The 20,029-nt window shown below is 70.0% G+C and carries 19 protein-coding genes; 8 read left to right on the top strand and 11 right to left on the bottom strand.

The window, feature by feature from the left end:
• Positions 1-8: 8 nt before the first annotated feature.
• Positions 9-2,027, bottom strand: a complete 2,019-nt coding sequence (gene ligA, locus VZQ01_RS30465) for an NAD-dependent DNA ligase LigA (RefSeq protein ID WP_223748246.1) — start codon at positions 2,025-2,027, stop codon at positions 9-11.
• Between the two features lie 596 nt (positions 2,028-2,623).
• Between ligA and rho the strand changes: the two genes are divergently transcribed.
• Positions 2,624-4,258 carry a transcription termination factor Rho gene (gene rho / locus VZQ01_RS30470; RefSeq protein WP_223748247.1) on the top strand — a complete coding sequence of 545 codons (1,635 nt, stop codon included), beginning with the start codon at positions 2,624-2,626 and terminating at the stop codon, positions 4,256-4,258.
• 27 nt (positions 4,259-4,285) lie between these two features.
• On the top strand, positions 4,286-4,597 hold the full coding sequence (locus VZQ01_RS30475) for a hypothetical protein (RefSeq protein ID WP_046715533.1): 312 nt from the start codon (positions 4,286-4,288) through the stop codon (positions 4,595-4,597).
• Between the two features lie 15 nt (positions 4,598-4,612).
• Here VZQ01_RS30475 and VZQ01_RS30480 read toward each other — a convergent pair whose 3' ends face one another.
• The 5 genes from VZQ01_RS30480 to VZQ01_RS30500 all read right to left on the bottom strand — a co-directional run bounded on the left by VZQ01_RS30480 (position 4,613) and on the right by VZQ01_RS30500 (position 8,607).
• On the bottom strand, positions 4,613-5,857 hold the full coding sequence (locus VZQ01_RS30480; RefSeq protein ID WP_223748248.1) for an AI-2E family transporter: 1,245 nt from the start codon (positions 5,855-5,857) through the stop codon (positions 4,613-4,615).
• Positions 5,858-5,995: 138 nt separating this feature from the next.
• Positions 5,996-6,451: a hypothetical protein gene (locus VZQ01_RS30485; RefSeq protein WP_223748249.1), complete on the bottom strand. Its 456-nt coding sequence runs from the start codon at positions 6,449-6,451 to the stop codon at positions 5,996-5,998.
• Between the two features lie 15 nt (positions 6,452-6,466).
• Positions 6,467-7,258 (bottom strand): lipase family alpha/beta hydrolase, encoded by a 792-nt coding sequence (locus VZQ01_RS30490; RefSeq protein WP_426745366.1) that lies wholly within the window; start codon positions 7,256-7,258, stop codon positions 6,467-6,469.
• Positions 7,259-7,363: 105 nt separating this feature from the next.
• On the bottom strand, positions 7,364-7,849 hold the full coding sequence (locus VZQ01_RS30495) for a hypothetical protein (RefSeq protein WP_426745367.1): 486 nt from the start codon (positions 7,847-7,849) through the stop codon (positions 7,364-7,366).
• A gap of 20 nt (positions 7,850-7,869) precedes the next feature.
• Complete coding sequence (locus VZQ01_RS30500) at positions 7,870-8,607, bottom strand: glutamine amidotransferase (protein WP_426749004.1); 738 nt, start codon at positions 8,605-8,607, stop codon at positions 7,870-7,872.
• Between the two features lie 106 nt (positions 8,608-8,713).
• Between VZQ01_RS30500 and VZQ01_RS30505 the strand changes: the two genes are divergently transcribed.
• Genes VZQ01_RS30505 through VZQ01_RS30515 form a run of 3 tightly spaced genes read left to right on the top strand, consistent with a single transcriptional unit; the run spans position 8,714 to position 12,910 of the window.
• A complete protein-coding gene (locus VZQ01_RS30505; protein ID WP_223748252.1) occupies positions 8,714-10,204 on the top strand; it encodes an aldehyde dehydrogenase family protein in 1,491 nt (496 codons plus the stop codon).
• 31 nt (positions 10,205-10,235) lie between these two features.
• Positions 10,236-11,702, top strand: coding sequence for a glutamine synthetase family protein (locus tag VZQ01_RS30510; protein WP_223748253.1), 1,467 nt, complete (start codon positions 10,236-10,238; stop codon positions 11,700-11,702).
• A gap of 23 nt (positions 11,703-11,725) precedes the next feature.
• Complete coding sequence (locus VZQ01_RS30515) at positions 11,726-12,910, top strand: iron-containing alcohol dehydrogenase (protein WP_141325637.1); 1,185 nt, start codon at positions 11,726-11,728, stop codon at positions 12,908-12,910.
• Between the two features lie 167 nt (positions 12,911-13,077).
• On the opposite strand, the gene VZQ01_RS30520 is transcribed toward VZQ01_RS30515, so the two are convergent.
• From VZQ01_RS30520 to VZQ01_RS30535, 4 genes are all read right to left on the bottom strand, one after another.
• Complete coding sequence (locus tag VZQ01_RS30520; protein WP_223748254.1) at positions 13,078-13,674, bottom strand: hypothetical protein; 597 nt, start codon at positions 13,672-13,674, stop codon at positions 13,078-13,080.
• Positions 13,675-13,867: 193 nt separating this feature from the next.
• Positions 13,868-15,148 (bottom strand): Nramp family divalent metal transporter, encoded by a 1,281-nt coding sequence (locus VZQ01_RS30525; RefSeq protein WP_426745368.1) that lies wholly within the window; start codon positions 15,146-15,148, stop codon positions 13,868-13,870.
• Positions 15,149-15,165: 17 nt separating this feature from the next.
• The gene (locus tag VZQ01_RS30530; RefSeq protein ID WP_223748256.1) at positions 15,166-15,660 is read right to left on the bottom strand and encodes a hypothetical protein; all 495 of its coding nucleotides are present in this window, start codon (positions 15,658-15,660) and stop codon (positions 15,166-15,168) included.
• A 74-nt stretch (positions 15,661-15,734) separates the two neighbouring features.
• Positions 15,735-16,931 (bottom strand): macrolide family glycosyltransferase, encoded by a 1,197-nt coding sequence (locus tag VZQ01_RS30535; RefSeq protein ID WP_426745369.1) that lies wholly within the window; start codon positions 16,929-16,931, stop codon positions 15,735-15,737.
• Between the two features lie 118 nt (positions 16,932-17,049).
• Here VZQ01_RS30535 and VZQ01_RS30540 point away from each other — a divergent pair, with 118 nt between their 5' ends.
• Complete coding sequence (locus VZQ01_RS30540) at positions 17,050-17,661, top strand: TetR/AcrR family transcriptional regulator (RefSeq protein WP_223748258.1); 612 nt, start codon at positions 17,050-17,052, stop codon at positions 17,659-17,661.
• A 13-nt stretch (positions 17,662-17,674) separates the two neighbouring features.
• Here VZQ01_RS30540 and VZQ01_RS30545 read toward each other — a convergent pair whose 3' ends face one another.
• Positions 17,675-18,325 carry a hypothetical protein gene (locus tag VZQ01_RS30545; RefSeq protein WP_223748259.1) on the bottom strand — a complete coding sequence of 217 codons (651 nt, stop codon included), beginning with the start codon at positions 18,323-18,325 and terminating at the stop codon, positions 17,675-17,677.
• Between the two features lie 331 nt (positions 18,326-18,656).
• Between VZQ01_RS30545 and VZQ01_RS30550 the strand changes: the two genes are divergently transcribed.
• Together VZQ01_RS30550 and VZQ01_RS30555 are read left to right on the top strand one after the other, a co-directional pair.
• Complete coding sequence (locus VZQ01_RS30550) at positions 18,657-19,385, top strand: HAD family hydrolase (protein WP_426745370.1); 729 nt, start codon at positions 18,657-18,659, stop codon at positions 19,383-19,385.
• Between the two features lie 146 nt (positions 19,386-19,531).
• Positions 19,532-20,008, top strand: a complete 477-nt coding sequence (locus VZQ01_RS30555; protein ID WP_426745371.1) for a hypothetical protein — start codon at positions 19,532-19,534, stop codon at positions 20,006-20,008.
• Positions 20,009-20,029: the final 21 nt, after the last annotated feature.

Genomic DNA, 20,029 nt, shown 5'->3' on the forward strand with positions numbered 1-20,029 from the left:
CTCACCCTCTAGGCGTCCGCTCGCAACAGCCCGAGGAACGCTTCCTCATCCAGGATTCTTACCCCGAGTTCCTGGGCCTTCTTCAGCTTGCTGCCCGCATCGTCGCCGGCCACCACGAAATCGGTCTTGCGCGAGACACTTCCGGCGACCTTCCCACCCCGCCGCTCGACCTCCTCCTTCGCCTGCTCCCGCGTCATACCCGTCATCGAGCCGGTGAGCACCACCGTCTTACCAATGAACGGGCCTCCCGTGGCCACCTGGGGCGGGGCGGGTGCGACCCCGGCGTTGAGCAGCGCGAGGATGGCCTCGCGGTTCTGGGGCTCCTGGAAGAAGGTGTGGATGACCTGTGCCATGACCGCGCCCACGTCCTTGACGCGGGAGACGTCCTCCAGGGACGCGTCGAAGAGCTGCTTGACCTGGGGGAAGGCCTCCGCGAGCGCCTTGGCGGTGGCGTCCCCCACGTGGCGGATGCCCAGCGCGTAGAGGAAGCGGCGCTGGGTGGTCGTCTTGGAGCGCTCGATGGAGGCCAGCAGGTTCTCCGCGCTCTTGTCGCCCATGCGCTCGAGCGTCATCAGCTTGGGCTTGGTGAGCGCGTACAGGTCCGCGAACGTCTTCACGGTGCCGGTGGCCACCAGCTGCGCGGCCAGCTTGTCGCCCAGGCCCTCGATGTCCATGGCGATGCGGCTGGCGAAGTGGCGGATCTTCTCCACCAGCTGCGCGGGGCAGGACGCGCCGGTGCACCGGATGACGGCGCCGTCCTCGTCCTTCACCGCCACCGCGCCGCACACCGGGCAGTGCTTGGGGAACTCGAAGGGCCTGGAGTCCTCGGGGCGCTTGGAGAGCACCGTGGAGACGATCTCCGGAATCACGTCCCCCGCGCGGCGCACGAAGACGGTGTCGCCCTTGCGCACGTCCTTGCGCCGCAGCTCGTCCTCGTTGTGCAGCGTGGCGCGCGCCACGGTGACGCCGCCCACCTTCACGGGCTTCAGGTGCGCCACGGGCGTGAGGGCGCCGGTGCGGCCCACCTGGATGCCGATGTCCTGCACCAGCGTGGACTCCTCCTCGGGCGGGAACTTGTACGCCACCGCCCAGCGCGGGCTCTTGGAGACCTGGCCCAGGCGCTTGCGCTGGTCCTCGTCGTCCACCTTCACCACCATGCCGTCCACCTCGAAGGGCAGCTCGTGGCGGCCCTTCAGTGAGGCGTCATAGGCGGCGCGCACCCCGTCGATGCCCGCCGCGCGCACGTAGCGGTTGATGGGCAGGCCCAGTGACTTCAGGTACTCGAGCTTCTCGATGTGCGTCTTGAAGGCGGGCACGCCCTCGGTGGGGACACACTCGTAGAGGTAGACGGAGAGCGGACGCTGCGCGGTCTCCTTCGGGTCCAGCTGGCGCAGGCTGCCGGCGGCCGCGTTGCGCGGGTTGGCGAAGAGCGGCTCGCCCTCCTCCTCGCGCTTCTCGTTGAGCTTCTGGAAGTCCGCCTTGCGGATGAAGACCTCGCCGCGCACCTCCAGGAGCTCGGGCACCTTCACCCCGTCCTGGGGGAACAGCTCCATGGGCAGGCTGCGGATGGTGCGCAGGTTGCCCGTCACGTCCTCGCCCGTGGTGCCGTCGCCGCGGGTGGCGCCCTGCACGAAGAGGCCCTTCTCGAAGCGCAGGGCGATCGCGAGCCCATCCAGCTTGGGCTCGCAGACGTAGTGGACGGCGGGGATGCCGAGCATCTTGCGGATGCGCTCGTCGAACTCCACCAGCCCCTCGTCCTCGAAGAGGTTGGCGAGCGACAGCATGGGGACGCGGTGGACCACCTGGCCGAACTCGTCCGCGGCCTGGCCGCCCACGCGCTGGGTGGGCGAGTCCGGCGTCTGCAGGGTGGGGTGCTGCTCCTCCAGCCCCTGCAGCTCGCGCATCAGCGTGTCGTACTGGATGTCGCTGATCTCCGGCGAGTCGAGCACGTAGTAGCGGTGGTTGTGGTGGGCCAGCTCACGACGGAGCTCGCGGGCTCGGGCTTCGGCTTTCTGGAAGTCGTCCACGGTGGGCGGTCCTTACCCCAAAACGCCCCCGCGTGAGGGCGTGTCCATGGCGCGCAATCTAGAGCGACACCCCGACATCGCGTCGACTGCCTCCCGCCATGTCCGCCGCGTGCACGGGGCCACACGCCCCGCCACGTAGGCCCCGCCTCATGCCGGCGGTGAGGCGCGCCCGCGTGATGCCCGTCGTGCGGGGCGGGGTGGGGGGGCGTCAGTCCTGCCCGCGCGGGCCCACCCCCAGCGAAGAGACTCGTCGGGTCCTGGCGTGGGGAGCCACGACGCCCCGTGGCGGGTGGGAAATGTCCGCCGCCGGGCTCATGTTGCTCATCAGGAAGAGTCCGGAGGGTGGCCCTCAAGATGCCTTGACAGGCCTGGAGGGGGTCAATAACGTCCCTCGGCGGTTCACTGGCGCAGGAATTTCGACGGCGCCATCTCTTCCCCAAAACCAATCGGCCCGCGCCCGCGCAGTCCCCTCCAGGGATTCCGGTAAGGGTCGCTCCTCACTGGAGAAGGTGCTTCCGAGGCCGAGCGGACATCTCCCCCGGCAATCGAGCGTCCGAGTCCTCGGGCACCCCACACCTCCCCAAGCGTTCCCAGCCATGCGCAAAGCCCGTACTTCGAGAGAGAAGGCCGCCGACGTCGCTGTTCCAGTCGAGGCCGACGACAAGCCCCGTCGCAAGCGCGCGGCGGCGAAGACCGCCGACAGGGAGGAAGCCGAGAAGCCGTCCCGTTCGCGCCGCGCCCCTCGCCGTGACGAGGACACGGGCACCGAGGTGGAGGGCGACGCCGCCGAGGCGAGCGCCGAGCCGCCCCGCCCCGTGCTGACGCCGATCTCCCGTCCGGTCCGCGACGACGACCTCCAGGAGGCTCGCATCTCTGGTGAGGACGAGTCCCCCGCGGCCTCGCTGCCGCCCCCGCCGGAGGCCCCCGAGGCCCCGACCATCACGGAGGTCAGCCGCGACGGCGCTCCCATGCAGGTCATCAAGCTCAATGACCTGAAGCGGATGAAGATCACGGACCTGTCCCGGATGGCCCACGACGTGGGCATCGAGAACTACCAGGGTCTGAAGAAGCAGGACCTCATCTTCGCGCTCCTGGGTGGCATCGCGGACAAGCGCTTCGAGGTCCACGCCGAGGGCGTGATGGAGCTGCTCAGCGACGGCTTCGGCTTCCTGCGCAGCGCGGACAGCGACTACCAGCCCAGCCCGGACGACATCTACGTGTCCCCGTCGCAGGTGCGCCGCTTCAACCTGCGGCCCGGCGACACGGTGACGGGCCCCATCCGCCAGCCCCGCGAGGGCGAGCGCTTCTTCGCGCTCCAGAAGGTGGACAAGGTCAACTTCACGGACCCGATGTCGGACGCGGCGCGCGAGCGCATCCTGTTCGACAACCTCACGCCGCTGTATCCGACGCGCAAGCTCAAGCTGGAGCACGAGTCGTCGGAGATGACCACGCGCATCATCGACATGTTCTGCCCCATCGGCCTGGGCCAGCGCTGCCTCATCGTGGCGCCCCCCAAGGCCGGCAAGACGGTGCTCCTGCAGAACATCGCGCACGCCATCAGCCGCAACCACCCGGACGTCTACCTCATCGTGCTGCTCGTGGACGAGCGACCCGAGGAAGTCACGGACATGGAGCGCAGCGTGCGCGGCGAGGTGGTCTCCTCCACCTTCGACGAGCCCGCCACGCGCCACGTGCAGGTGGCGGAGATGGTCATCGACAAGGCCAAGCGCCTGGTCGAGCAGAAGTACGACGTCTGCATCCTGCTGGACTCGATCACGCGGCTCGCGCGCGCCTACAACACGGTGGTGCCCGCGTCCGGCAAGATCCTCTCCGGCGGCGTGGACGCCAACGCGCTCCACAAGCCCAAGCGCTTCTTCGGCGCCGCGCGCAACATCGAGGAGGGCGGCTCGCTGACCATCATCGGCACCGCGCTCATCGACACCGGCAGCCGCATGGACGAGGTCATCTTCGAGGAGTTCAAGGGCACGGGTAACTCCGAAATCGTCCTGGACCGCAAGCTGATGGAGAAGCGCATCTTCCCCACGCTGGACATCAACAAGTCCGGCACGCGCAAGGAGGAGCTGCTGCTGGGGCCCGGAGACCTGGTCCGCATCACCGCGCTGCGCCAGGTGCTGCACCCGTTCACCCCCATCGACGCGATGGAGTTCGTGCTCAAGCACATGCGCCCGACGGCGACGAACGCCGACTTCCTCGGCTCGATGAACCGCTAGAGGTAGCCATTGGCCCGGGGAGGACCCATGTTGGGTCCCATGCTCGTCCGCCTGCTTCCCCTCCTCGTGGGGGTGACACTCGGAACCGTGGGATGCGATGTGGACCCCCTGGGGCCACTGCTGGACCCGCCGCCGGTGCTGTCCAGCCGCACCTGTTACACAGACGACGATTGCGTCGCGGACGCGTGCTGCGGGCTGGGAACGGCCGTCACGCACGCGGACGAGGGGCCCAACTGCCGCGGCGTGAGCTGCACCAGCGGCTGCCCCGAGGGCTCCATCGACTGCGGGCGCTGCATGCCCATCTGCCGCGGAGACCGCTGCGCCGCCGCCTGTCAGTGAGGCCGTGCCTCTCCCTCAGGCCGCGGGCGTCTGCTGCCCCGGGGTGGCGACGGCCGGCTGCGGCTCGGCGCCCGGCAGCGTCACCACGGCCTGGGGCTGCGCCTTGAGGCGCGCGTAGTCGAAGCACGCCACGAGGATGGCGGTGATGGGCACCGCGAAGAGCGCGCCGATGAGCCCGAAGAGCCGCTCGCCCGCGATGAGCGAGAAGGCCACGATGACCGGGTGGATGCGCGCGGCCTGGCCCATGATTTTCGGGTTGAGGAAGTACGCCTCCACCGCGTGGATGCCGATGATCCACAAGAGGATGGCCACGCCCTTCTGGAAGCCGTCCGCCAGCGCGATGAGGACGATGGGCACCGAGCTCAGGATGGTGCCGAAGATGGGGATGAGGCTGAAGAACGTGGCGATGGTCGCCAGCAGGAACGCGAACTTCACGCCGAAGAGCAGGAGCCCCACGAAGGTCAGCGCGCCGTTGACGACGCAGATGGTGACCTGGCCGCGCACCACGCCGGACAGCGAGCGGTCCAGGCGCTCGGCGAGCTGCCGCGCGTCCTGCGCGTACTCGGGAGGCACCAGCGTGCCGCAGTAGCGGCGGATGGCCTGCCCGTCGATGGAGAAGAAGGCCGCCACCATCAGGATGAAGAACAGCATGAAGACGCCCGCGGCCACGCTGGCGACGATGCGGCGCGACACGTTGACGATGTCGCCCAGGTTCTCCTGCACCAGGGACGCCACGCGCTTCACCGCGTCCCCCATGAGCTGCTCCAAATCCAACGCCAGGCTGAACTGCCCCGCGCCGGCCGCGTCCGCGCCCTCCAGCGCGCGGTTGGACAGCGCCACGGGGATGCCCTGGGCACTCAGCCACGTCTCCGCGCGCTGCGCGAGCACCTGCACCTGCTCGGGCGTCAGCGTGTTGGCCAGCGCCATGAGGTCGCGGCTCACGCGCGCCATCTCCCGGTACAGCTGGGGCACCAGCGCGACGAAGAACAGGTACACGCCGACGAAGAAGCCCGCGTAGATGAGCAGGATGGCCACCCAGTGCGGCACCTGCCGCCCGGCCACCTTCACCCGCGTGATTCGCGACACCAGCGGCTGCACCAGATAGGCGATGAGCGCCGCGCCCGCGAAGGGCATCACCACCGAGCGGAACGTCACCAGGACCAGGGCCACCACGAGCCACAGGGCCCCCAGTACCCACAGGCGATGGCGACGGTCGACGATGGGCGTCGGAGGCGGAGAGTCCACGGGCTGCGGCGACATGTCTCGGGCTTATGGCACCGCCCGCGCGCTGACAAGGCCCGCTCGCCCACGTTCTCGTTCGTGCCCCAAGCAGGGGCTCGCCCGGGTGCCGGGGTGACGGAAAGTTTCCCCCATCCCCGGTCCAACCGGCGGGGCTGCTCAGGCGGAGGGCTGCTGGAGGCGGAGCTTCCGCTCCAGCCGGTCCAGGCACTCGTGCATGTGCTTGCGCTTCACCCGCCCCTCGGTGGCCTCGCCCAGCCCGTGCATCTGCTCCGTCAGCCAGCGCGACAGGAACAGCAGGGCCAGCCTGTCGTCGGGGCCCAGGCCGCGCTCCAGGTAGCGCTGGTGGCGCATGTAGTCGTCATACGCGTCCGTCTCGTGGGACAGCTCCCAGCGCGTCAGCCGCAGGGCCTCCGTGTAGACGGAGGGGGAGGGGCGGGGACGGGGCTCGGTGAACAGGGGCGCGAAGTGGCCTCCGGTGTCCAGGTCCACCTCCTGCACCGGCGGCGGCCAGCGCTGCAGGTCCTGCGCGAGCAGCTTCGCCACCTCCTCCACCAGGTGCTCCAGGAGGGTGACGGGCTTCAGGTCGAAGAGATGGTCCCACCGCGAGGGCATGTCCCCCTCTCTACCTCAAGAGGCGGAGGGCGGCAGCGCGCGCAGCGCCGGGGCGTGCTCGCCATACCCCGCGGCCAGCTCGCGCCGGATGACCTGGTAGACGGACTTGCGGGTGAGCAGCTCCCCATGGCCCGCGTCGGGCAGCTCGTGGTTGAAGACATTGGGCTGCCCGTCGACCTTCAGACGCGCGGAGGTCCACGGCGTCACCTCGTCCGTGCGTGAGTAGAGCGACGACACCCGCACGTTCCGGGGGAACGCGCCGGTGGAGAGCTGGCGCAGGAAGGGGGACACGGGCGTGAGCTGCCACATGCTGCGGCTGAACCAGCCGAGCGTCGCGCATCCCAGGTACGCCAGGGGGCACCCCTGGTGCGGCGTGCCCAGCGTCACGAGGTTCTGCACCCGTTGGTCTCCACCCAGGCGCTTCACGTAGTACGTGCCGATGAGGCCGCCCTTCGAGTGGCCGATGATGCTCAAGGGCCCCATGTGCGGGTAGCGCGCGTACATGCGCTCCACCTTCTCGCGCACCTTCTCGGCCAGCGCGTCGATGCCGTGCGTGTTGAAGCGGTCCAGCGCGCCGCCCAGGTGGATGGACCACACGGCGTAGCCCTCGCGCCGCAGCCGCTGCTCGAGGACCTCGAACACCCGGCGCGTGCTGAAGAAGCCATAGAGCAGCAGCACGGGCCTGGGGCAGTGGGCGAAGTCCGTCCTCCGGACGATGCGGTTGGCGTCCGCGTCCAGGTGGAGCTGGCCGATGAGGCTCTTGAGCCGGCGGCTCCACCGGCGATAGCGCGGCAGGAAACGTTTCATGGCGCACTCGAGCGACGCGCGAGGCGCCGTCCGGGCTCAACCTGTGGATTCCCGCCACCCGATGCAGGCGGTGCGGGGCGCTCGCGAACCGCGAACGCTATCTGCTCAACGTCCCGCGTCCGCGCCTCCCGGGCCCGCGTCGGGAATCCCACCATCCCCCGTCCCCGCGTCCGTGCCACCATCCCCGGGGCCGGTGATGCAGCAGGCGGGCACCTGGTCGAAGTACAGCGCCGACTGCGAGCAGAAGACCCGGATGTCCCGGCGGTGCGCGCCGCAGCCGGTGACGAAGCGCCCGTCCTCGCACACCGGCTCGGGCGCCGTCGCCGGGTCACACGCCGTCAGGCTCAGCGCGCACACGGCCCGTGAGCGATAGAAGCGCGCGTCGCTCCGGTCTCCGGCGACGACGGTGCACGTGGCGCCCCGGTCGCACTGCTGGAAGACGGGGCCGGTGGAGCAGGGGCCCACGGTGCAGGCCGTCTCACAGTTGAGCGCCTCCCCCTCGTCACAGCGAGGCGCCTGGTCGCACGGGTTCCCATCCGAGCAGGAGGTGACGAGGAGGGCGAGCAGGATGGACAGGAGGATGCGTGGCAAGGGAGGCCTCGGGAAGCGGGTCAGGTGAAGCGCTCCAGGAAGTTCATCAGGATTCGGCGCCCGAAGGGAGTGGGAGCAAGGCCCGCCAGCAGCCTCGGCACCTCCTCGCCGGGCGCACGCCCCCGCGCCAGCGCCTCCTTCTCCAGCCCCTCGCGCCGGGCGTCGATGACGGCGCGCAGTGCGTCGGGGCCCGCCTCCGGGTGGAACTGCACGCCCCGGACCTTGGGGCGGAAGGCGAGCGCCTGCGTGGCCGTATTGTCGTTGCCCGCGAGCACCCTCGCGCCCTCGGGCATGCGCGTGACGATGTCCTCGTGCGTGGCCTGGGTGGCGAAGAGCTCCGGCACGCCGTCGAACAGCGCGTCCCGGCGTCCCTCCTCGGTGAGGCGCACCTGCACCGTGCCCGTCTCCCGGCCGCGCGGATTGCGCGCCACCTGTCCGCCGTACGCATGCGCGAGCAACTGGTGACCGAAGCACACGCCGAGCACCGGCGTGCCCGCCTCGGCGGCGCTCAGCATGAAGTCCGCGGCGCGCTCCATCCAGGGCTCGAGCTTCGTCACCGACAGCGGTGAGCCCGTCATCATCACCGCGTCATACGCGCGCGCGTCGCGGGGCAGCGGCGCGTCGCGGTGCACGGGGAGGATGTCGAAGCGATGACCCTCCAGTCCAATGGTGCGCAGGAACCACTGCTCGTAATCACCCACACTGAGGCGCACGGACACGGCCGCCTCGCCGGCTTTCAGCAACAAGACGTTCTTCACCGCCGCAGGTTGCCGCGTCTGGACGTCATTCCTACCCTGTCGTGCCACCTGTGTTCGCTCCTGGCCAATCCGTCTGGAACGCCCCCGTGCGCCCCGAGGAATCCCCATGATTGATGCACGCTCCCTCTCCCCACGGCTTCCCGTCCTGCAGCTGCTCATCGACGGACAGGGTGTGGACCCCATCGAAGGGGGCACCTTCCCGGTGGTGAACCCCGCCACGGGTGAGAAGGTGTGCGACGTGCCCAGCGCCACCGCGGCGGACGTGGACCGCGCGGTGAAGGCCGCCCGGCGCGCGTTCGAGTCCGGCCCGTGGAGCAAGATGTCCGCCCGCGAGCGCGGCAAGCTCATCCGCAAGCTCTCCGACCTGCTCTGGCAGCGGCGCGAGGAGTTCGCGCTCGTCGAGTCGCTCAACAACGGCAAGACCTTCCGCGACGCCATCCGTGGGGACGTGGCGCCGGGCGCCGGCACGCTCGCGTACTTCGCGGACTGGGCGGACAAGGTGCATGGCGAGGTGCTGCCGGTGGACGGGCCCTTCCACACCTACGTGCTCAAGGAGCCGGTGGGCGTGGCGGGCCTGATTGTCCCCTGGAACTATCCCACGTGCATCCTGTGCTGGAAGCTGGGCCCCGCGCTCGCCGCCGGCTGCACCGTGGTGGTGAAGCCCTCCGAGATGACGCCGCTCACGGCGATGAAGCTGGGCGCGCTGGCGCTGGAGGCGGGCTTCCCGCCCGGCGTGCTCAACGTGGTGCCCGGCTACGGAGACCCCGCGGGCGAGGCGCTCGCGCGCCACCCGGACGTGGACAAGATTTCCTTCACCGGCTCGGGGCGCACCGCGCGCCGGCTGATGCAGGCGTCGGCGGGCAGCAACCTGAAGAAGCTGACGCTGGAATTGGGCGGCAAGAGCCCCCAGGTCGTCTTCGCCGACGCCGACATGGACCGCGCGGTGGAGGCGTGCTTCTGGGGCATCTTCGGCAACAAGGGTGAGACGTGCAACGCGGGCAGCCGCGTGCTGGTGCAGGACAGCGTCTACGACGAGTTCGTGGGCCGGCTCGCCGAGCGCGCGAAGAAGCTGCGCGTGGGTGACCCGCTGGACCCGTCCACGGAGATGGGCGCGCAGGTGAGCCAGAAGCAGCTCGACACCATCCTGGGCTACGTGGAGAGCGGGCGTCAGCAGGGCGCGCGGCTGCTCGCGGGCGGCGAGCGCGACACGGAGAGCGCCAAGGCGAAGGGCTGCTTCATGAAGCCCACCGTCTTCGGCGACGTGAAGCCGGACATGAAGATCGCCCAGGAGGAGATCTTCGGCCCGGTGCTCGCGTGCATGCGCTTCAAGGACGACGCGCAGGCGCTGGAGCTGGCCAACGGCACGCTCTACGGGCTGGCCGCGTCGCTGTGGACGCGCGACGTGGCGAAGGCACACGCGCTGGCTCGCAAGGTGAAGAGCGGCGTGGTGTGGATCAACTGCTTCAACGAGTTCGACGATGCCGCGCCGTTCGGCGGCTACAAGGAGTCCGGCTGGGGCCGTGACTTGTCGCACCACGCGCTGGAGGGCTACCTCCAGACGAAGGCGGTGTGGACGAAGCTGCCCACGGACACCTGAGCATTCCCTCACCCCACGAAGGAAGGTCCCGATGCCGACCCGTTCCAAGGCGAAGGTACTCACGCACCCGGCCGTGGCTCGCAGGGCTCGCGCGAAGGAGCGCGGGGGGCCGGTGCGCGGCGCCGCCGTGCCCCGGGACTCGGGTGGCGCGGACTCGATGCGGCGCTGGCTGGACGAGCGCGGCGCGAAGAAGGTGAAGGTCGGCGCCGTCGACATCGATGGCGTCTGGCGCGGCAAGTACATCTCCGTGGACAAGTTCCTCAGCGCCGCCAAGAGCGGGCTGGGCTTCTGTGACGTCGTCTTCGGCTGGGACTTGAGCGACGAACTGCTCGACAACACGCAGGTGACGGGCTGGCACACCGGCTACCCGGACGCGCACGCCACGGTGGACCTGTCCACGGGGCGGATGATTCCGTGGGAGCCGGACACCGCGGCGTTCCTGCTGGACTTCGTCAACCCGGACGGCACCCCGTTCGAGGCGAGCCCGCGGCAGCTGCTGCAGAAGGTCGCGGCGCGCGCGCGGGAGCAGGGCTACCTGCCGCGCTTCGGCGCCGAGTACGAGTTCTTCATCTTCAAGGAGCAGCCGCACACGCTCCGGGAGAAGGGCTTCCAGGAGCTGACGCCGCTGACGCCGGGCATGTTCGGCTACTCGTGGCTGCGCACGTCGCTCAACGCGCCGCTGGTGCACTCGCTCATCGACGGATGCAACGGCTTCGGGCTGGACATCGAGGGCTTCCACACGGAGACGGGCCCCGGCGTGTTCGAGGCGGCCATCCGGTATGACGACGTGGAGCGCTCGGCGGACAAGGCGGCGCTCTTCAAGACGGTGGTGAAGGAGCTGTGCGCGCGCCAGGGCCTGTCCGCGTGCTTCATGGCGAAGGTGAACGCGAAGCTGCCGGGCTGCTCGGGGCACGTGCACCAGTCGCTGTGGGACCCGAAGGGTGAGCGCAACCTCTTCCATGAAGAGGGCGCGCCGCACGGGATGAGCCGGCTGATGCGGCACTACATCGGCGGGCAGATTGCCCTGATGCCGGAGCTGACGGCGCTCTACTGGCCCACCATCAACAGCTACAAGCGCAGCGTGGAGAACACCTGGGCGCCCACCACCGCGGCGTGGGGCCTGGAGAACCGCACCTGCGCGGTGCGCGTCATCGGCGAGAGCGCCAAGGCGATGCGCATCGAGTACCGCCAGCTGGGCGCGGACATGAACGCGTACATCGGCATGGCGGTGAGCCTGGCCGCGGGCCTGTGGGGCATCGAGAACGAAATCGAGCCGCCACCCGCGTGCAACGCCAACGCGTACGCGTCCCACGAGGCCGCGCCCCTGCCGCGCAACCTCAAGGACGCGGTGACGCTGCTGAAGCAGAGCGAGCGCGCCCGGGAGCTGCTGGGCGAGGGCTTCGTGGACCACTTCGTGCGCACGCGCGAATGGGAGGTGCGCCAGTACGAGCGCGCCGTCACCAACTGGGAGCTGGAGCGCTACCTGGAGCTCATCTGATGAGCCCGAGGGAGGAACCCGAGATGAAGCCGTTCGACATCCCCACCGAGCCCCGTGTCACCGAGATGGCGTGGCCCACCCGCATCGTGCTCGGCGCGGGGGCCCTCCAGCGGCTGCCCGCCCAGGCGCAGCGGCTGAAGATGAAGCGCCCGCTGCTGGTGACGGACGCGGGCGTGGTGAAGGCGGGCCTGGTCTCCCGCGTGCTGGAGGTGCTCAAGACGGCGGGCCTGCCGTGCGCGGTCTTCGACAAGGTGGAGCCCAACCCCACGGAGAAGGACGTCTTCGCGGGCCTGGAGGTCTACCGGAAGAACGACTGCGACGGGCTCATCGCCCTGGGCGGAGGCAGCGCGCTGGACGCGGGCAAGCTGGTGCAGCTGCTCACCACGCACGAGCCGCCGCTCAGCCGCTACGACGACGCCAAGGGCGGCGACCAGTACGTGAAGGACGACCTGCCGCCGCTCATCGCCATTCCCACCACCGCGGGCACGGGCTCGGAGGTGGGGCGCTCGGGCGTGGTGACGCTGGAGGACACGGGGCGCAAGACGGTCATCTTCAGTCCGCACCTGCTGCCGGGCGCCGCCATCGTGGACCCGGAGCTGACGCTGGGGCTGCCTCCGGGAGTCACCGCGGCCACGGGCATGGACGCCTTCACGCACTGCCTGGAGGCGTACCTGTCGCAGGGCTTCCATCCGCTGGCGGACGCGGTGGCCATCGACGGCATCCACCGCGTGAGCCGCTCGCTGGTGACGGCGGTGCGCGAGGGGACGAACCTGGCGGCGCGCACGGACATGATGGTGGCCGCGATGCAGGGGGCCATGGCCTTCCAGAAGGGCCTGGGCGCGTGTCACGCGCTGGCGCATGCGCTGACGCCCATCTCCGGCGTGCACCATGGCCTGGCCAACGCGGTGGTGCTGCCGGTGGTGATGGAGTTCAACCGCGCGGCGAGCACGGCCAGGCTGGCCCGCGTGGCGGTGGCGATGGGCGATACGTCCAACGCGCGCGAGGAGGTGCTCGCGAGCAACGCCATCGAGCAGGTGCGCAAGCTCAACGCGGCCATCGGCATCCCCGCGCGGCTGCGGGACGTGGGCGTGCGCGAGGAGGACCTGCCGCTCATCGCGCAGAAGGGCTTCCTGGACGCCTCGCACCTGAGCAATCCGCGCAAGGTGACGGAGGCCGACCTGTTGGCCATGGCCCGCGAGGCTTGGTGATTCAGGGGAGGTGACTCGGGGAGGCCTGCGTCCTCCTCGGGTGATGTGCCCCGGCGCCCGTGTGGCTCGACGTGAGCGATACGCGCCGAGCCGTGCGTCCGGCTCGCGTGGCGCTCAGGCGGTGTGACACGCGTCGAGGAGGTCTCGCGTCCTCCTCGGTGCCGGGCTCAGGTCCCTTCGTCCGCGGCCGCCGGCTGTGCGCCTGCGGTGCCTCCGTCGCCGAGCACCGTGGCGCCCAGGTCCTGGTCCGGCGCGGCGCCGGAGCCCGAGTCCGTCACCTCGCCGTGGGTGCCCACCACCGCGCCGGTGATCTCCGCGGTGCCTTCCTCCGGGACGAAGTCCATCGTCTCCACGAACACGCGTCCCGGCAGCCGCAGGTCCATGGCGCTGATGCGGTCCTGTCCGCGCAGGTCGTAGAGCTGCTGCGCGACGGGGCCCGCGGGGATGCGCTCGTCGGAGAAGAAGATGTAGACCTTGACCTTCCCCTCCTGTGTCGGGACGCGGAAGCTGGTGTTGGCGACGGGCTTGTTCGCGTCGCAGCGGATGGAGCGGTTCTCCCGCGTCAGCGTGAGCTGCCGGATGACGCCCTTCTCCGACACCGTGTAGAGCATGCAGTACGGAAGCTGTCCGGCGGAGGGGATGACCTCCATCGTCGCGGGCCCCGTCTTGCGGACCTGCGCCCGTGTGCCGCGGTCCTCTTTCTTGCCGTTCTGGCAACCCACGCTCATCGCCGCCACTGCCAGCACCATGCTCCAGCGCTTCATGTGTCCCTCCCGGGGCGTGGAAGATCCACCATCCGCGTTCGAAAGCCTACTCCGAGCGTCATGCTCGGGGGATGGGCTGTCGCCCGCCCGCCTGGAGGCCGCGCGACACAAAGACCGTAAGTGCACATCCGTGCGCTTCGACACCGGAGCCCGAACCCTCGTTCATTCCAGTGTCCCGCCGCGCGCACCGCTCTCAGCGGATCCTCAGTTTGCGCAGCGCGTCGACCGCTTCGTCAAACCCTACGATGACGAACAGCACCAGCGTGGCGACGAGCGCGGCGTTGACGAGCCAGCCGTTGCGCAGCGAGCCCACCCAGTCCCGCCGGTTGTTCATCCACAAAAGGGCGGCGGCGAGCAGTGGCATGAACAGCGCCCCCACCACGGCATACGCGAGCTGTGCGCGCTGCAGCGGCGCCCAGAGCATGGGCAGGGGCACGAGCGAGAGCGCCACCAGATACAGCTTCCACGCGCGCGTCGTCCGCAGATCCACGAGGCCCCGGGCCTCTCTGCGCTGGATGCGCAGGAAGTCCGCGAAGAGGTAGGGGACGCCCTCCCAGACGCCCAGCAGGCTGGAGAACACGGCGCCCCAGAAGCCGGCCAGGAACACCCAGTAGCCCACCGGCCCGATGATGGCCTCCAGCCGCGTCGCGAGCACGGTGGCGACCCGCAGGCCCGTGCCCTCCAACTGGAGCGTCGAGCCGATGATGACCATGGCGGCGCCGAACATCCCGGTGAGCGCGTAGCCCACGGCCAGGTCCGTCTGACAGATGCGCAGACCGCGCGGGCCCTCGCGCCCCTTCTCCCGAATCCAGTAGCCGTAGGAGAGCATCGTCACCGTGCCGCCCACGCCGCCCAGCAGCCCCAGCACCCAGGGCGCGCCCTGGTCCGGCAGCGAGGGGACGACGAGTCCGCGCGCGGCGGCGGCCCAGTCCGGCTCCGAGGCGAGCGCGGTGAAGAGCACCGCGCCGAACATCAACGCGATGCAGGCGGCCATCAGCTTCTCGAAGAGCCGGAAGCCGCCCAGGCCCACGAGCGCCAGGCCCACCAACGAATGAATCACGCCCCACAGCCGGCGCGAGGTCTCCGGGTCACTGGCCAGGGGCCACAGCGCATCCCCCGCCGCGCCGCACGCGGAGATGAGGGCGCCACCGGTGAAGAAGCTCCAGCCGAGCAGGTAGATGAAGAAGACGTAGCGCAGGCCCGCGCCCAGGCGGGCCCAGCCCTCCAGCACGGTGGTCCCGGTGGCGAGCTGCCAGCGGGCCACGCCCTCGTTGAGGAAGCCCTTGAGCACCGAGCCCACGGCGGCGGCCCACAAGATGGACACACCCACCGCGGAGCCTCCGAGGCTGGCGGTGAGCAGGTCTCCAGCGCCGACACCCGTGGCGGCGACGAGGATGCCAGGACCGAAGCGCGCGAACAGCCCGGGCTTGTCACTGGCGAGCGGCTGCGCGGAGGACGGTGCGTTGCTTTCCATGGCGGTGGCGCAGGAGGCTACCACCCCCATTCGAGCGACACGTCCACGTCACCCGTGCAACCCAGGAGAGGAGGTCGCGGGCCGTCTCCCCCCGAGCCGAGCTGGCGGAGAATCGTCGCCCACGCATCGAGGAAGGCTCGTGGAGCCAACACCTTCTGGAGCGCGAGGGAGTGAGCGAAACCGGGCTCGGCCAGCTTGTCCTGGAGACGCTGTGCCTGCTGGTGGACCTCGTTCGCCGCGCTGGCGAGCCGCTCGACGCTGAGCTGACGAGGGTGGGCCCGGTAGGGCTCCGGCGTCGCATGACAGTCCTCGACGCGCGCGAGCAGCTCACCCAGGCTCGCGAGGGTGCTCTCCGAGAAGGTGAAGCGGAAGTAGGTGTTGGGGGTCGTCGACAGCTCGGTCATCGCCTCGAGCAGCTCCGCCAGCGAGGACCAGCCGAGCCACAGGTACAGCTCCCGCGGCTCATCCACCAGGTTCACGACCCACTTCGGATGGATGTCCCGCGCGTCCATGCCCACAAGTCTGCCACGACTCGTCGTCGCGCGTGTCGGGAGTCACGGCGACGGCCGGTGGAGCACGTCGCGCCTCACCCACCGAGCGCCTGCTCGATGAGGTCCGCGGCGCGCTTCGCCCCTCCCTCGTCGCGAAGCTCGCGCTGAATCGCGGCGGCCCGCTCGGCGAAGCGGGGCTCCGTGGTGAGTCGCTGGAACGCCTCGCGCAGCGCCGCCGCGGTGGCCTGCTCCGTGTCCAGCCGCAAGCCGACGCCCAGCTCGACGATGCGGTCCGCGTTGGCGAACTGGTCGGTGGCCTGGGGCACGGCCAGCATCGGCTTGCCGCACCACAGCCCCTCCTGCGTGCTGCCCATGCCCGCGTGGGTGAAGAAGACATCCGACTGCTTCAACACCGAGAGCTGCGGCAACCACGCGTGCACCTCGAAGTGGGCGGGGACCTCCCCCAGCTCCGAGCGCTGGACATGTCGACCGATGTTCAGCACCACGTGCCAGTCAGGCAAATCTCCGAACGCCGCCATGCATTGGCGATAGAACGCCGGCTGGTTCGTGAACGTCGACCCCAGCGAGATGAGCAGCACCTTCTTCGCGTGCGCGGGCCTGCTCCACGTCCCCTGGTGGGCGCGCTGCTCGTCCAGACACGGTCCCACGAAGGTGAAGCGCCGCGTGTCCACGCGGTCCGCGTTCGGCTGCATCGCGCGCGGGATGAGCACGAGCGAGCGCGGCGGCAGACCGACGAACAGCGTGGAGTCCGTCTCCGCCACGCCGCAGTCCCTCAGCCACTCGGAGAAGCGACGGTAGTAGTCCGCGCCACCCGGGGCCGCGCGCAGCGCCTCCATCATCGGCGCCATCTCCTCGGTGTAGCCCTCCCACGCGACGAACGTGGGGGAGAGCTGGAGGGCGGGCTTCCCCCAGTTCTCCGCGAGGATGCGCGCCGTGTAGCCCGCGATGTCGTAGAGGAACAGGTCCGGCCGGTCCTGCTCCCAGGCCGCGCGCAGCCTGGGCAACTGCTCCTGCGCGTCCTTCAGGAACACCTCCAGCTGACCAATCGTGTCCTCCGGCCACTGCCGGTCCGCGACGCCTTCTCGCGGCAGCGTCGACGGATAGGGCACCAGCTTCGCGCCCGTCTGTTCGATGGGCTCCGCGAAGGAGGCGTCGTTGGCGTAGCTCACGCGATGGCCCCGGGCCACCAGCTCTCGCAAGACCTCCAGGCTCGGGTTCACATGGCCGTGCGCGGGGATGCTGACCATCGCGATATGGGCGCGTCGCTTCATGGAAGGGCTCCTGGATTGAGACGAGACGGTCCGTCTCGTTTGGCCACCATGAGGCCCGGGGTGCTTGTTGTCAAGACGAGACGTTGCGTATCGCCACCGCCCCGCTAGCGTGTGCCCCATGAGTGAGGCGAAGACGCCGGACACGGGGCGGCGCAGTGAGCGCTCGCACCAGGCCATCCTGAAGGCGGTGGTGGAGCTGGTGGGGGAGCAGGGCTACACGCGGCTGACCATCGAGGCCATCGCCGCGCGGGCGGGGGTGGGCAAGCAGACCATCTATCGCTGGTGGCCGACCAAGGGCGCGCTGGTGCTGGACGCCTTCGCCGCGCTCATCGGGGACGTCGCGCCGCTGCCGGACACGGGCGACGTGGTGGCGGACCTGAAGGGCGTGATTCGGGCCACCGTCGCCGAGCTGGGCTCACCGCGCTTCGAGGTGCCCTCGCGCGCGCTCACCGCGGAGTCGCAGATGGACCCGACGCTGGCGAAGCAGTTCGTGGACACGCTGCTGCGGCCGAACCTGGAGGTCACCAAGGAGCGGCTGCGCGCGGCGCAGAAGGCGGGGCAGGTGGCCCGGGACGTGGACCTGGACGTCGCCGTGGAGCTGTTCTTCGGCCCGCTGTTCCACCGTTGGCTCTTGCGCACCGCGCCGCTCTCCGAGTCCTACGCGGACACGGTGGTGGACTACGCCCTGGCCGCGCTGCGCCCCCGGAAGTCGCCGGGGGGCAGGGGCTGACAGAAGGCGCGGCTCACATGCCCGGGCACTGGCCGGGCTTCATCTCGTTCGCCGTCTGGTGGACCTCGCTGCTGAGCTGCTGCTGCTGGGACGGGTCCATCGCCGTGTAGACGATGACCACGCCATCCGGCGTGTCCTGGACGCTCGCGCTGGAGGGCATCGTCGGCGCGCCCGCCATGCCGGCGCCCCCCGTGCCGCTGTCATCGCGGCCGTACTGCTCCTCGGTGTCGCTGTCGCCCAGGTCCTCGCGCTGCACCTCGTCCAGGACGGAGGTCTCCTGCGCGCGCTGGGTGCTGGCGGCCTGCTCGTGCAGCATGCGGCGGCTGCGCTGCTGCAGCTCCGCCACCTGCGTGGGCTCCGGCGTGCTGAGGACCAGCGCCACGCCCTCGGGCACGTCCTCGGCCCGGGCCACCGCGCCGGGGACGGCCATGGGGCAGTTGGCCTCGGAGACGCCCTTGTGGTGTTTGCCATGGTGCTTGCCGTGGGCGTCGTCGGGCGGCGGCGCGCCCTGTGCCATCGAAGGTGGCGGCTGGGGTGGGGCCGGAGGCTGCGTGCTGGCCTGGGGCTCGGCGCCCTGGGACTGCGAGCCCCGCTTGGAACAGCCGACCGAGAAACACAGCGCCGCGGACACGGCGAGAATCGACGGAAGCCTGAACAGCTGCATGTGGATGTCCCCCTCCGGGCGAGAGCCCGACTCGCGGAAGGTGGACAGGGGGGCGGAGGCCGCCAACGTCGTCCCCACCGCGCCCGGGTCGCCCGCCCCGCCCTGGAGACGGGGGTTCCATCCTCGAGGGGACGCAGCATCGTGCCGGGCGACACCTGGGAGGCCTCAGGTGATGACTCGCGGACGCCAGGACGGTGTTCGACGGGGTTGCTCGTCCGATGAGCAACACGTCGCGCTCCGAGCCGACATCCAGGGGAGGAGGTCCTCCGTCCTGGTTCGTGGAGGAGCCAGGGACTCCGACAGGGGCCCTGCCCGACAGGAAGGATTGTGTATGAGAAGGCTCGCGGTGCTCGACCTGGATGGGACGCTCACCCCGGACACGCTCGGGGCCTTGCTGGTGCGTGAGCTGACGGCGCGCGGTGTCTGTGATGGGACGGTCGTGCGCGAACTCCTGGCGGCGGTCGAACGCCATGACGTGGGCGGACAGGACTTCTTCGACGCCGTCGCGGATGTCTACCGGGGCTGGGAGCGGCTCTTCGCGGGTGTGGCGGTCCCCAGCGTCGAGCGCGCCGCGGAGGATGTCTGGGCCCAGGCGCGAGGTCGCCTGTTCGGGTTCGTCCGGCCGCTGCTCCGGATGCTCGAGGCCGAGGGGTTCCTGGTGGCTCTGGTCTCCGGAGGGCCTATCGAGATGGTCCATCTGGTCGCGGAGGACCTGGGCATCGACGTGTACCGGGGCGCGCAGATGGCCATCCAACGCAATCGCTATACGGGACAGGTGCTCCAGGGGCCTGGCCGCAGCGGGGGCAAGCCGGGCATCCTCCAGGAGCTGGCGTCGCTCCACCGCGCCTCGCTGGAGCGCTCCCTCGCGATGGGCAACTCCCTCTCCGACGGGGAGATCCTCGCGCTGGTGGGCTTCCCCCTGGCGTTCGAGCCCTCACCGGAGCTGGCCGACCTGGCGGTGACTCGCGGGTGGAGCCAGGTCGACCGGCACGATGTGCTGCATGTGCTCCCGGTGCTCCTCGCGGGGGAGCAGGGTGGGGAAGGTGTGCCCAGCGCGTGAGGGGTGTTCCCGGGTTGCTTTTGCATCCGGGTTGGATGTTTGTGCTGGAGGTGAGGAGGCGCTTCGGGTGTGGGTGTGAGGGTTTGCGGTCGTCCTTTGTCCGGTGGTTAGGATGGACTGTTTCCCTTCACCCCGAGGAGCGTCGAATGAAGCGATGGACTCGTGTCTGGATGGCCGTGGTGTCGTTCGTGGTGTTGTCGGCCTGTGGTGGTGTGGATGCGCAGGCTCCGCTGGAGCAGGAACTGGGGGAGCAGGAGGCCCGCATCGATGTCTGTGGTAACGGCCTGTGTTTCCGGCTGGAGCCGCAGTCCTGTCCCGAGGACTGTCCGTACAGTGGCTACTGCGGCGACGGCGTCTGCCAATCATCCTACGAGTCCAGCGCCTGGTGCTCGGATTGCTCGGCGGGCCCAGGGTGTCTGGCGCCGGAGGCCGCGCGGCCAAGTGAGCCGGAGGGGCTCATCGATGTCTGTGGTAACGGCCTGTGCTTCCGGCTGGAGCCGCAGTCCTGTCCCGAGGACTGTCCGTACAGTGGCTACTGCGGCGACGGCGTCTGCCAATCGTCCTACGAGTCCAGCGCCTGGTGCTCGGATTGCTCGGCGGGCCCGGGGTGTCTGACTCCGTAGCGCCCGCGTCACCCGTGAGCG

The organism is Myxococcus faecalis (genome assembly GCF_050039385.1).
Taxonomy (GTDB): domain Bacteria; phylum Myxococcota; class Myxococcia; order Myxococcales; family Myxococcaceae; genus Myxococcus; species Myxococcus fulvus.

Excerpts from the sequence above, each read along its gene's own strand:
- VZQ01_RS30540 (WP_223748258.1), top strand. The coding sequence starts at position 17,050 with ATGAGTGAGGCGAAGACGCCGGACACGGGGCGGCGCAGTGAGCGCTCG.
- VZQ01_RS30555 (WP_426745371.1), top strand. The coding sequence starts at position 19,532 with ATGAAGCGATGGACTCGTGTCTGGATGGCCGTGGTGTCGTTCGTGGTG.
- rho (WP_223748247.1), top strand. The coding sequence starts at position 2,624 with ATGCGCAAAGCCCGTACTTCGAGAGAGAAGGCCGCCGACGTCGCTGTT.
- VZQ01_RS30530 (WP_223748256.1), bottom strand. The coding sequence starts at position 15,660 with ATGGACGCGCGGGACATCCATCCGAAGTGGGTCGTGAACCTGGTGGAT.
- VZQ01_RS30475 (WP_046715533.1), top strand. The coding sequence starts at position 4,286 with ATGTTGGGTCCCATGCTCGTCCGCCTGCTTCCCCTCCTCGTGGGGGTG.
- VZQ01_RS30520 (WP_223748254.1), bottom strand. The coding sequence starts at position 13,674 with ATGAAGCGCTGGAGCATGGTGCTGGCAGTGGCGGCGATGAGCGTGGGT.
- VZQ01_RS30490 (WP_426745366.1), bottom strand. The coding sequence starts at position 7,258 with ATGAAACGTTTCCTGCCGCGCTATCGCCGGTGGAGCCGCCGGCTCAAG.
- VZQ01_RS30510 (WP_223748253.1), top strand. The coding sequence starts at position 10,236 with ATGCCGACCCGTTCCAAGGCGAAGGTACTCACGCACCCGGCCGTGGCT.
- VZQ01_RS30550 (WP_426745370.1), top strand. The coding sequence starts at position 18,657 with ATGAGAAGGCTCGCGGTGCTCGACCTGGATGGGACGCTCACCCCGGAC.
- VZQ01_RS30485 (WP_223748249.1), bottom strand. The coding sequence starts at position 6,451 with ATGCCCTCGCGGTGGGACCATCTCTTCGACCTGAAGCCCGTCACCCTC.
- VZQ01_RS30505 (WP_223748252.1), top strand. The coding sequence starts at position 8,714 with ATGATTGATGCACGCTCCCTCTCCCCACGGCTTCCCGTCCTGCAGCTG.
- VZQ01_RS30525 (WP_426745368.1), bottom strand. The coding sequence starts at position 15,148 with ATGGAAAGCAACGCACCGTCCTCCGCGCAGCCGCTCGCCAGTGACAAG.
- VZQ01_RS30545 (WP_223748259.1), bottom strand. The coding sequence starts at position 18,325 with ATGCAGCTGTTCAGGCTTCCGTCGATTCTCGCCGTGTCCGCGGCGCTG.
- VZQ01_RS30535 (WP_426745369.1), bottom strand. The coding sequence starts at position 16,931 with ATGAAGCGACGCGCCCATATCGCGATGGTCAGCATCCCCGCGCACGGC.
- VZQ01_RS30480 (WP_223748248.1), bottom strand. The coding sequence starts at position 5,857 with ATGTCGCCGCAGCCCGTGGACTCTCCGCCTCCGACGCCCATCGTCGAC.
- VZQ01_RS30515 (WP_141325637.1), top strand. The coding sequence starts at position 11,726 with ATGAAGCCGTTCGACATCCCCACCGAGCCCCGTGTCACCGAGATGGCG.